The sequence below is a fragment of the Flavobacterium aquicola genome (genome assembly GCF_003385115.1).
GTDB classification, from domain to species: domain Bacteria; phylum Bacteroidota; class Bacteroidia; order Flavobacteriales; family Flavobacteriaceae; genus Flavobacterium; species Flavobacterium aquicola.
The window spans coordinates 158,055-173,006 of sequence record NZ_QUNI01000010.1 but is presented as its reverse complement, the minus strand read 5'-3'; the positions used below and the strand labels follow the sequence as shown (position 1 = coordinate 173,006).

Below are 14,952 nucleotides of genomic sequence, written 5' to 3'. Positions count from 1 at the left end.
ACTATTCCCGTTTTTTATTTCTCTATTATTCCCCTTTTCAGAATCTGCCCAAAGTGAAACATATCTTCATAGGAAGTGTATAATGGAACTGGTGCTAACCGAATTACATTGGGTTCACGCCAATCTGTAATCACGCCGTTTTTCATTAAATAATCAAATAATCTGCGGCCTTCTCCATGAAGAAAAACTGATAATTGACATGCTCTTTCGGAAGGATTAACAGGAGTGATAATTTCAAAAGAACCATGAACTTCTTTGCTGATTTCATTTAGAATAAACTCCAAATAAGATGTTATTTTATCTCTTTTTAAGATTAATTGATCCATTCCAATTTCGTCAAACATTTCTACAGAAGCTAAATATGGTGCTAAAGATAAAATAGGCAGATTACTTACCTGCCAGCCTCCAGCTCCCTGAACAGGATCGAAAACGGGTTCCATCTTGAAGCGACGTTCTTTGTTATGTCCCCACCAACCCGCAAAACGAGGCAGTTCTTTATTATTGTGATGTTTTTCATGAACAAAACAACCCGATGCATTTCCTGGCCCTGAGTTCATGTATTTATAACTGCACCAAGAAGCAAAATCAACATTCCAATCGTGCAGTTCTAATTTAATATTTCCGGCAGCGTGAGCCAAATCCCAGCCCACATAAGCGCCTTGTTTGTGACCCGCTTCGGTAATTGTTTTCATGTCAAAAACCTGACCTGTATAATAATTTACTCCGCCTATTAAAACTAGAGCCAACTCCTCTCCGATTTCTTCGATTTTTGATAAAACATCTTCTAATCGAATGTTATGTTCTCCTTCTCTGCGCTTGATTTCTACGATTACATCTTCTGGTTTATAACCGTGAAAATGAACCTGACTATGAAACATATACTGATCCGAAGGGAATGCTTTTTCTTCGCAAATGATTTTGTATCGTTTTGCTGTTGGTCTGTAGAATGATACCATCAGTAAATGAAGATTCACTGTCAAGGTATTCATTACCGTAACTTCTGAAGGCAATGCGCCTACTAATCTGCTCAATGGATCTGCAAAACGCTCTTGATAGTCCCACCAAGGTTTTTCGGCGTAAAAATGTCCTTCAACAGCTAAATTCGCCCAGTCATTCATTACCTCATCAACATATTTTTTGGTTCTTTTTGGCTGTAAGCCTAAAGAGTTACCTGTAAAATAAATTACTTTTTTATTGTTGACTTTTGGAAAAATAAATTCGTCTTGATATTTATGCAAATGATCTTCAGCATCGAGTTTTTGAGCAAATTCCAGAGTGTTTTTGAAATCCATTTTTTTATTATTTATATTGTAAAAATAGAAAAAATAAAACGAATCAGTCATTAAAAAAGATAATTCAATAACAAATCAATCTATTTTGAGCGAAATTTTACATTTAACCCAGAAAACAAAAGAAATGCCACGAATTCATGAATTAATATTTAAAATCACTATCTATAAAATTACCGCAGATTCGCAGATTTATTTTTGATGACAGGAATTAGATAGCAATATTCAGTGTAAGCTGTGCGTTCGCTTCGCTCAATTTAGCACAAAAAAAATCTCGCCATTGCTGACGAGACTTTATATTTAGTTTTGAATGTGATTAGATAATCAGCATTGCGTCTCCGTAAGAATAAAATTTGTATTCTTCTTTGATTGCTTCTTCGTAAGCTCTTTTCATTAAATCATGTCCGCAGAAAGCTGAAACCATCATTAATAAAGTAGATTTTGGCGTATGAAAATTAGTAATCATACAAGTTGGAATACTGAAATCGTGAGGAGGAAAAACAAATTTGTTTGTCCATCCATCGTAAGGATTCAGTGTGTTTTGTGAAGAAACAGAACTTTCTACAGCACGCATAGAAGTAGTTCCTACAGTACAGATTCTTTTCTTAGCAGCCTTTGCGGTGTTTACAATATCACAAGCTTCCTGAGTAATTTTTAGCTCTTCGGAATCCATTTTATGCTTAGATAAATCTTCAACCTCAACTGGATTGAAAGTTCCTAAACCAACGTGAAGTGTTACTTCGGCAAATTTAACACCTTTAATTTCTAGTCTTTTCAATAAATGCTTAGAGAAGTGCAAACCTGCAGTTGGCGCCGCAACAGCTCCCTCTTCTTTAGCATAAATTGTTTGGTAACGCTCAGCATCTTCAGGAGTTACGTCACGGTTAATGTATTTTGGGATAGGAGTTTCTCCTAGTTCAGTCAATTTATTTCTGAATTCTTCGTAAGAACCGTCATAAAGAAAACGCAAAGTTCTTCCGCGGGAAGTTGTATTATCAATTACCTCAGCAACTAATGAATCGTCGTCACCAAAATATAATTTATTTCCAATTCTGATTTTTCTAGCCGGATCAACTAATACATCCCAAAGTCTTTGTTCTGCATTTAGTTCTCTCAATAAAAACACTTCAATTCTTGCACCTGTTTTTTCCTTATTTCCGTATAAACGAGCTGGAAAAACTTTAGTATTATTCAAAATTAAAACATCACCATCATCAAAATAATCGATAACGTCTTTGAACATTTTATGTGTTATCGTCTGATTCTTGCGGTCTACAATCATCAAACGAGACTCATCTCTGTTTTCGGCTGGATATTCTGCAAGAAGTTCTTTTGGTAAATTGAAGTTAAAGTGCGATAATTTCATTTGCTGTTTGTTTAAAAGTTTAAAAATTCAAGTCACAGACTATTTAGCCTGAACATAAAAATCTTTCGGGTGCAAATATACGATTGTGAGATAGGCGTTGTCAAGTGTTTAGGTGTTTATTTTTTACCTCACTTCGGCCCTCTCCACAATAGAAAAAGTTAAAACTCAACAATACTCTAGGTAAATGACCATTTTTGAACAACCAAAAAGCCTAACTTTTTTAAATCATCCCAAAAATCAGGGTATGATTTTGACACCACATCGGCATTATTGATTACAATTGGTACTTTTAATGCTAATGGTGCAAATGCCATTGCCATTCTGTGGTCGTTATAAGTATCAATTCTTATTTCTTCTTTAATATCTTTTGTTGCCACCAATGTCAAACTATCATTGGTTACGGAAATGTTTGCTCCTAGTTTTGTTAATTCAATTCGAAGTGCTTCCAGCCTGTCCGTTTCTTTAATTTTTAAGGTATGCAGACCTGTTAAGTGACAGCCAATTCCTAATCCTAAACAAGTTACTACAATAGTCTGTGCAATATCCGGCGTATTATTCAAGTCGAAAGTAATGTCTTTGTATTCAAAACCTTCTTGTTTTGTCAAAGTAATTTTATCTCCTTCAAATTTTGAAGAAACCCCCATTTGCTTGTAGATTTCGACTAAAGCTGAATCCCCTTGTAAACTTGTTTCTTTGTAACTTGTCAACGAAACAGAAGCTGTTTTTGCCAATGCAGCTAAACTGAAAAAATAAGAAGCCGAACTCCAATCGGATTCAACAGTCATTACTTTTGTTTCAACTTCTTTTTTAGGTTTTACTGTTATAACGTTTCCAACAAAACTAGTTTCAATATTTAAATCATTTAGCAAAGCTAAAGTCATTTTGATATATGGAACAGAAGTTATTTCACCAACCAAAGTCAGTTCAATTCCATTCTCTAATTTTGGCGCTACCAAAAGTAATGCCGATATATACTGACTGCTTACATTCGCTGGAATGCTTACTTTATTCGCAGTTATTTTTTGTCCTATAATTCGAATAGGCGGATAACCTTCTTCTTTTTCATACGTTATTTTTGCTCCTAACTGCACCAAAGCTTCTACCAAAACTTTAATAGGGCGCTCAGTCATTCTCTGAGATCCAGTCAAAACCACTTCACGGCCTTCGTTCACTGCAAAATAAGCTGTCAAGAAACGCATTGCTGTTCCTGCATGATGAATATCAACAATTTCATCATTGCCTTTTAGTGCTTTCTGCATTACCTCACTGTCATCAGAATTTGATGTATTGGCTAAAGTAATATTTGGAAAAAGCGCTTGAAGCAGCAAAAGTCTATTGGTTTCACTTTTGGAACCTGTTATTGCAATTTGGTCTTGTAAATCGTGTTGGGAAGTTTGAACTAGTAAATTCATTTTTGAATACGTTGAAATTGGTCTTTTGGCAAATTTATTTTAAAAAAAGTAAGAACCAAAGTTTTGCCGTAACTTATAACATTATTTTAATTTATCGTTGTTTTTGTGGCGGTCTTTGTCACGAACTGATTTCAAATCCATTTTCTTATCGAAAGCGGCCTGCAGATCGATTCCTGTCTGGTTCGCCAAACATAGTACTACAAAAACTACATCAGCAAGTTCTTCGCCAAGATCCTTATTTTTATCACTTTCTTTTTCGGACTGTTCTCCGTAACGACGGGCAATGATTCTGGCAACTTCGCCTACTTCTTCGGTAAGCTGTGCCATATTTGTCAGCTCGTTAAAGTAACGGACTCCGTGTTCTTTTATCCAAGTATCTACGTCTAACTGTGCGTTTTTTATGTTCATTTTTTTTAATTTTTATACCTTTTATTTAACCCTGACAGGGTTTTAAACCCTGTCAGGGTTAAATAAAAGACTAAATTATTCGATTATTAAATTATTTATTTCGTCTAATTCTTGTTGTTGATTGTGATAAAAAATAAAATTTTCCCTATCTCCGAATAATTCAACTACTTCTTTCCTTTTTAGTTTTGTTGGTTTATTCGAAATTACCGTTTCATAAGATGACCAAGCATACAAACTCATTTGTTTTACAAAACCATGATGTACTGGATTGTTATGAATATAAAAAACCAATTGTTGAAAATATCTATCAGAAGAAACCAATTTCCTTTCAAAAGTAGTTTCAAATAGACTTCCAGTCCTATTATATCGTTTGTTGACTGCTTGCGTATAAGCATTGAACAAATGCGAAAACTGTCGGGACGGATCAATAATTTTTGGTTTTTCGGTAGTGGTGTAGGTCAACTCATTCTGTTCTATTTCGACTTTTTCTTTGATTCGTACCAAGATATGAAAATGATTTTTTAACAAGCACCAAGCATACGTTTCGGCAATAGGCTCTATGTATTTTGCATATAGCCGAAGAAAATGATAGTAGTTTTCGTTTTCAAGAAATATGTCAATTCCGTTATTACCACGGTTGTAAATGTGGTAGTAATTTCCGTGGAGAATTGGCTCTTTTTTTTCCATGTTACTTATACTAATTAACCCTAACAGGGTTCAAAACCCTGTTAGGGTTGTGTTATAAAATCTCGATCCAATTGTTTTCATCATAAATGCCGCTTTCCTTTTCGGATGCCATTATTTTTTGTGCCAATTCTTTCATTTCTTCGGCATTATCTTCTTGGTTTATGATGCAATCCATGATGTATCGCCTTATCCCTACAGTGGCTTCTATTATTCTCTGCATTACTTTTTCCTGTTCTTGCACTGCCATTACATAGTTGGCCTCGGCTAGCTTATGGTTTAATACATTCTCTTCATAAGCAGGTATAAAGGTATCGTAATATTGAATTTGTTTCAGAATATTTGGATTACCAGTCTCGTCATATATTTCCCAGAATATCTGCTGCAATTCTCTAAAAATATCGGTGTGGTCCAGACTAGGTTTTGTACCCATCCAATCCATGATTTTGTCTAAATCTCCGTTTTCAAGAAATTCTATGAGTTCTTCTCTGTATTTCATAATTTACATTTTAAAAAAACTTAATTTATACAATATGACTTGTCCTTTTTTTGTTTCTTGAAATTTAGACCAAATAGTTACTCCATTTTATAAATTTTTCTCCATACATTCAGTTCAATCTTTAACTGTTCCAGGTTTCCAGTTCCTCTATAAGCAGTTTTTCGGTTTTCCAATTTTCTTAGTTAATCAGCCCTAATAGGATTTTGAATCCTATTAGGGTTGGATTGTTTTATTCCATTTTACTATTTAACCCTAACAGGGTTTAAAACCCTGTTAGGGTTGGGTTTTTATCTCAGCAAAAGCACGGCTTTTTCGGCTTTGAGGATAATGATTTCCTGTTCGAGCTGGGCAATCTTTTCCTTATCTGTAGTATCCACTGGGGCATCGGTAGTATAGGTCTCCGGCATTTGTGCCGCAATATCGGCAAAGAAATTATGTTTCAGGGCATGGCTCAGTTCCATCACAATCCCCAATTGTAATGAGGCTCTCTTTTGCAGCTGGATTACAGCACTATCTGTACGTCCCACTTTTCTGGCCAGTGCGGCCTTGGATATTTTATTGCGGTCAATATAGGATTTAATAATACTGCCAATATGAAAATCTCCAATGTTATTGTAAAATTTAGATGCCATAAATTCTGTTTTTCAGTACAAATATGATCAATTTGGTTTATATAATATGTTTTTTAGTTAACTTTATATACTATATAATTAATTTTATATGCTTTTTAATACAATTATATACCATTTTTACTACATATAGGGTATAAAAAAACCGGAGCCTAGAGATCCGGTTTACATTCATTTTTTAATTTTTAAAGGACGGGATCGGCTTTTCTGCCTGCTCCTGTGGTCTGCGAATTGAAACGCATTTTCAACTTCTCGTATGCCTGTTTTGCGCCCGGAACACCTGCCTGATTGGCCGCATCATAAATTCGATATACTGCCAATGCTCCAGTGTATGCTTCGTCGCCGGCAATACGCTTAAGATCAGCAATTTTTTGGGTCAAATTTAGAACACCAGCCTCCAAAACATCTAGCTGCTCAAACAATGCTAAGTCATTATTAATGAAAGTTTTATTGATAAAAGCCGGAATTATACCTGATCCGCTAACACCCATTTCGGTAAGCACATCTTCAACAAAAACCTTATTGTTTACATCGATGGATTTTAGTGATGTTCTTTGGTCATCTGTAAGGCTCGCTGTGGGTAATTTGCTCCCAATAGCTGTAATGCTGCTGTTTATGATTGTAATGTCTGCAGCTGCAATAACAGCATTAAGTTTGTTCTCGGTGATGTTACTCATAGTGTTTTGGTTTTTAAGTTAATAACTATTTAAAATCCAAATATATAAGAAAATCAATAAACAACAAGGAAAGAATAATCTTAATTTAAAAAATTATTATAAAAAAAAGCTGTTTGTACTGAACAGCTTTTTTAATTGATTTTTATTACAAAACTTTTTAATACAAATATTTTCTTTGCCAATGCTAAACGCCTCTAAAAATCGTAAAACCGCCGTCTAAAGTAACCTTGGATCCTGTCGCAAATTTAGAGGTGTCACTCAAGAGCCAAACCAATCCTCCAATTAATTCATCTGGATTCCCAAAGCGGCAGGCAATGATTCGGGCAGCTTCGCCTACTTCCCCTGTAAGCTGTGCCATATTTGTCAGCTCGTTAAAGTAACGGACTCCGTGTTCTTTTATCCAAGTATCTACGTCTAATTGTGCATTTTTTAGATACATCGTTTTGTTTTTTGGGACAAATAGACAAATGCACAAAGTTTTGCTATATTCTTTTGAGAACTATTTTTTCGTTTTGCTTGTCGATAGCTTTTTGATAAAAATCTTTAATCGACTCGTAAAAATCAGCAGAAACCATAGTCATATTTATTTCTTTAGTCACTAAAATCTGTATCTTATTCTGATCAAAAACTGCCTTAATAGAAAACGACAACTCTTTCCCTTCTGTTGCTATCTTTATTGGCTTCGGAAGTGATTCTACTGTATAGCCTTCAGGAATTTCATAACTAATATTATATCTTTCTGATTTGGGATAACCAAAATATATTGGCATTTCTCTTTTTTCCTGAACAAAAGGATTTTTAGATTCTGTAAAAAACAGCATTGGGTTCATGTATATTTTATCGCCTATAATATCACACTGATTCGTAGTCATAAAAGTAAAAGTCTGCACCACAGGATCAGCAAAATTAGTCTTCTTATTATCAATAGTAAATCCCTGAATTTTAATACCGTTGAAATCATTTTCGACTTTTTCAAGATAGCTGTCAGTATTCATTTCTGCATATCTATATCTAAAATTGTATGCTTCATATTGCGTTAGCTGTGACCTATACTTTCCCTCTATCCCGCCAGCTTTGTCAAGCTTTACCATCAGTGTATAAAACTTATTTGAACTCTGTTTGGGCTCCAACTCTATTTCCTGAGAAGTTCCTTCTTTTTTAATAAGGCGTCCTTTCCAGTTTAAAACATTCAAAGGCAAAATATTTTGCGCTGTGTATTTGTGAGTAGCATCAAATAAAAGTTGGTTTCCATCAATATTTACTCCGGCGATCACATAATTAAAACCAGTTCTATTAGGAAAAACGGGCATTCCATGCTCCTTTGTACTAACCAATACTGGACTCGCATCAAATCCTGCTAATTTTAACATTGAAATAAGTATAAAATTTATTTCGGCTACATTTCCAGTCTTATCCATGTAGGCTTGCTTTACGCCTTTATCTGTGTAATAGCCATTTTCATTATTCCAATGCATTCGCTCTTGAATAAATTTAAAAATTACTGCAAGCTTTTCCTCCTTAGAATCAATCCCTTTTAAAATCAATTTAAGATCATCTAGAAAATAGGAACTCTCTCCTAGCTCTTTCCCAAATTCTTTATCTGCATAAATAGTTTTAGCTACGCCATCCCAATCTTTCGAATAATTTTTTTCCTTTTCATCAGGAAAATTTGTTTTTTCTAGTTCATGATGCAATGAAGATTGATAATTTTGAATATTATCCACAAAACTTTCTTCCTTTAAGGCCGGAATATTTTCTGCGCTATATTTACTTTTCAATTGATTGAAATTCAAATTAACCGTCTGACCATGTTCATTGTCATAATGCAAGCTTCCATCTGTCACTTTTGAATCTACCTTTAGATCCACATATCCAATTTGAATAGGTTTATATGTAAAAAAATAGGGGATGTTTGTAGTGTACTCGGCTGCATTTATTGGTATTCTCTCCTGAAAATAGAAAACAGGGAATTTAACTATATTCTCCGTTTTTAAAATATATTTAAACTCAATAACAGATCCCTCTTTTATATTTGGCAATGTAATTGTAGCTTCATTCCAATACTCATTTACATTTTTCTTAAAAGTCCCTTCGCTGTTAAGCTTAGTTTTTACTATAGTACCATTGACTACATTATAGGTTACAGCATTGGAAAATGCAACAACATCATCATTATAATTTTCATATCCCACGTAATATGGCACAGTAAAATTAGCCCAGTCATACCCTTCTTTCTTATAAATCTTAATCCGCATAGAAACTTCGCTGATAACTGTAAATCCTCTCTCTCTGTGATATTCAAAACTAGTCTTGCCTTTCTTGAATAATATTGCTGCAGCTGCCGATGAATCTTTTGGATGAACTTTTTGTTCCAATTCGTCCATGGATACTTTTCCTAATTCAAAGTTTTGAGCTTTTACTTCGATAAATGAAAACAAAATAAATAGACTTATAACAGTTTTAAATTTTCTCATTATTTATACTTTTTTCAAAACAATCTTTTCTGTTTGCTTTGTAATCATTCCCTGATAATAATCTTTTAACATGGAATAATATTCTGAAGACACAATAGGAGTATTTATTTGATGGGAAATCATTAACTGTATTTTATTTCCCGATGAATTAACAATAAATTTAAATCCACCTATATTGTCTTCCATATTCATTTGAGCTGATTTTGGCATTGTCTCTACTACATATCCATTTGGAATATCAATATTAACGTTGTATTTTTCTACGAAAGGAAAACCATAATCAACAGGATATTCTCTTGTTTCCTGTTTAAAAGGATTGTGCTCTTTGGTAAAGAACAGCAATGGATTAATGTATATTTTTTCACCAATAACTTCACACAGATCGGTTCCAGTAAAAGAACAAGTCTCCATAATTGGTAATTTCACATCTTTCTCATTTGTTCTGGAATAATCTGCTATTTCAATTTTTTGATTTTCATTTTCTAATTTTTCCAAATACTCTTCTTCCTTTAAATTTGCAATCTCCGATCTAAAAAACATTGCATTATGATCCGTTCTTTGTCTTCTTAATTTTCCTGCTATTTTACCTGTAGCATCAACTGTATACATCATAGTTACACTGTCATTTGATGCCGTTTTAGGCATTAAATCAACATCTTCTGAGGAACCATCTTTTCTAATTAATCTGCCGGACCAATTAAGGTCTCTAAAAGGTAATACATTAGGACTCGAATATTTACTGGTTGCATCCAAGAGTATTAATCCTTCTGGTGATTCCACCGCAGCAATTACATAATTAAAAGCGGTTCTATTAGGAAAAATCGAAATTCCGTTTGATCTGGTACTCACCAGCACAGGATTCGCCTTTAAACCCGCATTTCGAAGCATAGCTGTGAGCATTAAATTAATATCAGCTACATTTCCAATTTTTTCTTTATATGCTGTTTTAACTCCTTTATCACAGAAATAGCCATAATCTTCACTCCATTTTACTGTAGATTTTACATAATTTAAAATCGTGATAATAATTTCATCTTGAGTTGTTAAACCTGCTAAAATTGATTTCAAATCGTTCTCAAAATAGCCTGTTTTGTTTAATTCGGGACCAAAATCCTCATATTCATAAATGGTTTTCACAACAGAATTCCAATCTGTGGAATAAGGTTTAATAGGCTCATTTGGATATTTTGTCATTGACAGTTCCTGTTCTAAACTTGTAGTGTAATTATCAATATTGCTTACAAATGCTTCCTCTTTCATGGCTGGCATGTCATGAATGGCATAAGTAGTTCTTGTTTCCATGTAATCAATTTTATCTGTTGAAAAGCTAGTTGACGAAACGTGAGTTCCAGTTCTTTCTTTACTGGTAAGAATTAATGATTGCGTAGATTTTTCGACAACAATTTTTGGTGAAATAAAACCTTTCAATTTAGTGTTATACGTATAATATTCTGGTATTAAAGTTTTATATTCAGCATAATCTACAGGAATATCCGTTTGAAAATCAAACTCTCTAAGCATTCCAATATTGTCTGTATGTATAACATATCTAAACTCTACTACCGAACCTTCTTTTATATTAGGCAAAGTAATTTTTTTTCTGTTGGAATATTTATTTACCTTTTCAATAAATTCGCCTTCGCTTTTTAACTTCGTTTTTTCAATATTTCTGCCCACCAAATTATAGGTAACCGCATCAGTAAAAACTACTTTTTCATTAAAACTGTTACTTCCTGAACTAAATCTCACCGATTGGTTTGCCCAATCATAACCGTCTTTTTTATAAATTTTAATACGCATACTCACATCAGTGACCACTTTAAATCCTTCATTTTGTGAAAACTCAAAACGACATTCTCCTTTTTTAAATAATATTGCTGCGACAGCCGAAGAATCTTTAGGATGGACTTTTTGCTCTAATTCAGCAATTGAGACTTTGCCCAATTTAAATTCCTGAGCACTTACATTGCAGCAAAATAATGCTATAAAAAACAGCAGAGTTAAGTTTTTAATTTTCATTTGGTTATTAGCTTTTAGTTAAAATTATTTTGGCATTATCGTTTTTAGAGACCTGTTCCCTAAAAAGACGATATTCATTGTATTCCTTGTTGGTATATAGTCCTTTTTTCAATAAGAACCTTCGTTTGTAAATGATATTATTACCGTCTTTTTTTATAATCTCTGTTTTATATTCCCCAAATTTTCCATTAATTTCGGCATTGCTAGGAAGAAATTCTATTGAAAAATTAGCTGGCAAAGCAATTTCAATTTCATCAATATCTACATATCCTCTTTGAATTTCCAGAGGATTTTTTCTGTTTCGAATACGTTTTACATTTGTAGTTGATTGATTGAAAGCATTTAGGGCAAACATCATTTTGTTAGAAGTTATATTTCCGTAATTTACTGCGCTTATTGTAACACTTTCAGTAAATCTGATATTTTCTTTGTCATTTAAAAATGACATTTTTCCAATTTTTAAATTATTTATATTATTCCAATAATTTTTATAATGTTTATCTTTATCTTCCGGCTGCCAATTTTCCATTTTTGCTTTCTCATATTGTGAACCTTCAGAGACTATCACAATTTTTCCTCCAAAATCTCCTTTTTCGGAAATCTCATAGTTTCCTTTACTAATTTGAGTATTAAATTTATCTTCATATATCTTTGTATGAACAATTTCACCTCCATCCGGCTTTATAATTAATACATCTCTATCATCAGTAAAATTAGCTTGATAACCAAAAGGAGCATTTTGATTTGTACATTCTAAAAAGGTATAATCCTTACCATCCGGAATACATAAAATAACGTGGTTCCCTTGAAGACTAGAAAAATCAGATTCAATATTTATTATATCTTCATCTCCATACAACTCTGTATAGTATGATGGAACACCCACTACTTCCAGCATTGCTCTAGTATAATTTGACAATGCTTTACAGTCACCATATCCTAATCTATCAACATCACTGGCAAACATCGGTTTAAACCCGCCAATACCGACTTGTATACTAACATATCTTGATTTTTCCTGCATGTATTTATATACAATTCTTGCTTTTTTTATTGGATCGGTTTCATCCCCTACTAACGATTTAATTTTGACTTTGGTTTCATCAGTCAGATTATCTGTTCCTTTCAAAATATTTGCGGCAAACCATTGCCCGTATTCCTTCCAGTTTTTAGCTGTTCCATCAACCCCTTCAAGATTAAAACTTTCTAAACCCATCATAACTTTCGGAAAAACCTTTGAATCTGGACTGTTAGCTTCATATTTTTGAGCTGAGACATTTGTCAGCAAATAAGAGAGCTGCATTTCGTTATCTATAATCTTTTTTATTTTATAATCAGAAAAATTAAATTCTTTCTTTTTAAAACCAAGAATTGACGGGTAGATTACATTTATGACACTTTTTTCTATGCTTATAAAATAATTAGAAATTGGCATCCAAGTGGGAATATGAGCCGTAGTAGAAGTTTCAAATTCACTTTCATAAACAAAAGTAAACGGATATTGCACTGGTGTATAATCTATAAAAATGATTCGGTCATCAGAAAAAATAGAGTATCCATCGGCAGCGCTTCGATCGATGAAATCTTTTCTTTTTATTTTTTTAATTTCATTCCCAAAAGAATCGTAAACCGTTCCTTCTATATTTTTAACCTTCGATCTTTTATCATAGCCAGCGATTGCCCCTATGGCTCCAAGGCCATTTTCATTAAGCACTGTAACTATTCTTGTTTTCTTGATATTCATACTCCTCTGTGATGCAATTACAATATCAATTTGATTCAGTCGGACAACAGCATTAGCATTTTCTTTAAGACTATCCGAAATAGTTAAATAACTATAATTACTCTTTTGAGCTGATAGTAAGGCCGTGGTAAATATAAAAATGATCGTAATAAAGGAAAAAAATCTCTGATACATAATAAAGTTTTAGTTGCGAAATATAGGAAAAATTCGTTTAAAAAAAACTTAATTAAAGATGATTTTTTAAGTTTTTTGAGACAAAATAATAAACACAAAATCGCCCAAAAATTAAAAAGACTGCTCTTTTTCTGAACAGTCTTTAATACATATTATTATGTTTTTCTTGGAGATTATTAAACGCCGCTAAAAATCGTAAAACCGCCGTCTAAAGTAACTTTGGATCCTGTAGCAAATTTAGAAGCATCACTTAAAAGCCAAACCAATCCTCCAATTAATTCATCTGGATTTCCGAAGCGACCATAAGGAGTATTTTGAATTACCAAATTTCCTCTTTCTGTCAAACTGCCATCTTCATTAGTTAATAATGTCCGGTTTTGTTCTGTCAAAAAAAAGCCCGGCGCAATTGAATTCATGCGGATTCTATCACCATAACGTTTAGCAAGCTCTACGGCAAACCATTTGGTATACGAATCGATTGCAGATTTTGCCAGACTATACCCTAAAACTTTTGTCATCGCTGCTGTTGTAGATACTGATGAAATATTTACTATGCTTCCTCTGCCAGCCGTATCTTTTATGGCCTCTCCAAATATCTGTGTGGGCAAAAGTGTCCCAAACAAGTTCAAATTCATTACCTGCTGTAATGCATCCATATTCAATTTAAAAATATCCTCATTGGGCTGTACTACTGCATCAGGCATATTTCCTCCTGCAGCATTTACCAAACCGTCTATTTTTCCATATTTTGAAAGGACTAAATCCCGGGCGGCAATCAAATCGGATTCCTTGGTAACATCCGCAATTAGAGCAATTGCTTTCCCGCCTTTATCATTAATAGCTTTTACACGTTCATTTGCTATTTTTTCATTTCTTCCTAAGATACCAACTGCTGCTCCAGCCTCGGCAATTCCATCTACAAATGCACCGCCTAAAATCCCGGTAGCCCCAGTCACAACTATTACTTTATCGTTTAATAAGAAATCCATTTTCAATTTTGGTTATTTTTAATTAGTATTTTAATTCCAGTTAGGAAAGATACTGAATTTATGAGAAAAGGAAAGTACCCCATTTAAAAAAACGATTATAAACCTGATGTGCTTTTCTAATATAGAAAAAATTGTTTCGCTGCTATATATCCATATATTAGCAAATAAATATACTGTCTAACATTTATTTACTCAATCAGGTTATGCAGTCATTCAACAAAAAATACTTCCTATTAACAATTCTAATATTTGTTATAGAGGTTTTAATTGCATTATTTGTTCATGATAAAATTGTTCGCCCCTATATTGGCGATGTATTGGTTGTGATTCTAATTTATTGTTTTATAAAATCTTTTTTGAAACTGCCGGTTCTGCCTGTTGCGATATTTGTACTGCTGTTTTCCTTTACAATAGAATTTCTGCAGTACGTGAATATTGTTGGAAAGCTGGGGCTTCAAAATTCAAAACTTGCCAGAACTGTTATCGGCACCTCATTTGCCTGGATTGATTTAGTATGCTATATTGCGGGAATTATTATTGTTCTTATTGCTGAGAAAGTTTTTGCAAAAAATTGAAAAACAGCAGTTA

At 33.3% G+C, this 14,952-nt stretch carries 13 protein-coding genes and 1 pseudogene; 1 reads left to right on the top strand and 13 read right to left on the bottom strand.

Going from position 1 to position 14,952, the window contains the following annotated elements:
- Positions 1-14 precede the first annotated feature (14 nt).
- From kynU to C8P67_RS16295, 13 genes and pseudogenes are all read right to left on the bottom strand, one after another.
- Positions 15-1,292: a kynureninase gene (gene kynU, locus C8P67_RS16355; protein ID WP_115814275.1), complete on the bottom strand. Its 1,278-nt coding sequence runs from the start codon at positions 1,290-1,292 to the stop codon at positions 15-17.
- Positions 1,293-1,605: 313 nt separating this feature from the next.
- Complete coding sequence (gene queA, locus C8P67_RS16350; RefSeq protein WP_115814251.1) at positions 1,606-2,655, bottom strand: tRNA preQ1(34) S-adenosylmethionine ribosyltransferase-isomerase QueA; 1,050 nt, start codon at positions 2,653-2,655, stop codon at positions 1,606-1,608.
- A 176-nt stretch (positions 2,656-2,831) separates the two neighbouring features.
- The gene (aroA, locus tag C8P67_RS16345; RefSeq protein ID WP_115814250.1) at positions 2,832-4,067 is read right to left on the bottom strand and encodes a 3-phosphoshikimate 1-carboxyvinyltransferase; all 1,236 of its coding nucleotides are present in this window, start codon (positions 4,065-4,067) and stop codon (positions 2,832-2,834) included.
- 81 nt (positions 4,068-4,148) lie between these two features.
- Positions 4,149-4,475, bottom strand: coding sequence for a nucleotide pyrophosphohydrolase (locus C8P67_RS16340; protein ID WP_115814249.1), 327 nt, complete (start codon positions 4,473-4,475; stop codon positions 4,149-4,151).
- 75 nt (positions 4,476-4,550) lie between these two features.
- The gene (locus C8P67_RS16335) at positions 4,551-5,162 is read right to left on the bottom strand and encodes a hypothetical protein (protein ID WP_115814248.1); all 612 of its coding nucleotides are present in this window, start codon (positions 5,160-5,162) and stop codon (positions 4,551-4,553) included.
- 52 nt (positions 5,163-5,214) lie between these two features.
- A complete protein-coding gene (locus tag C8P67_RS16330; protein ID WP_115814247.1) occupies positions 5,215-5,658 on the bottom strand; it encodes a hypothetical protein in 444 nt (147 codons plus the stop codon).
- A gap of 287 nt (positions 5,659-5,945) precedes the next feature.
- Entirely contained in the window at positions 5,946-6,290 is a 345-nt protein-coding gene (locus C8P67_RS16325; RefSeq protein ID WP_115814246.1) for a hypothetical protein, read from the bottom strand.
- 182 nt (positions 6,291-6,472) lie between these two features.
- Positions 6,473-6,964, bottom strand: a complete 492-nt coding sequence (locus C8P67_RS16320; protein WP_115814245.1) for a hypothetical protein — start codon at positions 6,962-6,964, stop codon at positions 6,473-6,475.
- 286 nt (positions 6,965-7,250) lie between these two features.
- Positions 7,251-7,403 (bottom strand): annotated as a pseudogene (locus tag C8P67_RS22285) (pyrophosphatase); the annotation flags it as partial.
- A 43-nt stretch (positions 7,404-7,446) separates the two neighbouring features.
- Positions 7,447-9,438: a DUF3857 domain-containing protein gene (locus C8P67_RS16310; protein WP_115814243.1), complete on the bottom strand. Its 1,992-nt coding sequence runs from the start codon at positions 9,436-9,438 to the stop codon at positions 7,447-7,449.
- A 3-nt stretch (positions 9,439-9,441) separates the two neighbouring features.
- Positions 9,442-11,457 (bottom strand): DUF3857 domain-containing protein, encoded by a 2,016-nt coding sequence (locus tag C8P67_RS16305; RefSeq protein ID WP_115814242.1) that lies wholly within the window; start codon positions 11,455-11,457, stop codon positions 9,442-9,444.
- A 7-nt stretch (positions 11,458-11,464) separates the two neighbouring features.
- Entirely contained in the window at positions 11,465-13,375 is a 1,911-nt protein-coding gene (locus C8P67_RS16300) for a DUF3857 domain-containing protein (protein WP_115814241.1), read from the bottom strand.
- Between the two features lie 176 nt (positions 13,376-13,551).
- Positions 13,552-14,364 (bottom strand): SDR family oxidoreductase, encoded by an 813-nt coding sequence (locus C8P67_RS16295; RefSeq protein ID WP_170141478.1) that lies wholly within the window; start codon positions 14,362-14,364, stop codon positions 13,552-13,554.
- A 203-nt stretch (positions 14,365-14,567) separates the two neighbouring features.
- Between C8P67_RS16295 and C8P67_RS16290 the strand changes: the two genes are divergently transcribed.
- Positions 14,568-14,939, top strand: a complete 372-nt coding sequence (locus tag C8P67_RS16290) for a ribosomal maturation YjgA family protein (protein WP_115814239.1) — start codon at positions 14,568-14,570, stop codon at positions 14,937-14,939.
- Positions 14,940-14,952 lie beyond the last annotated feature (13 nt).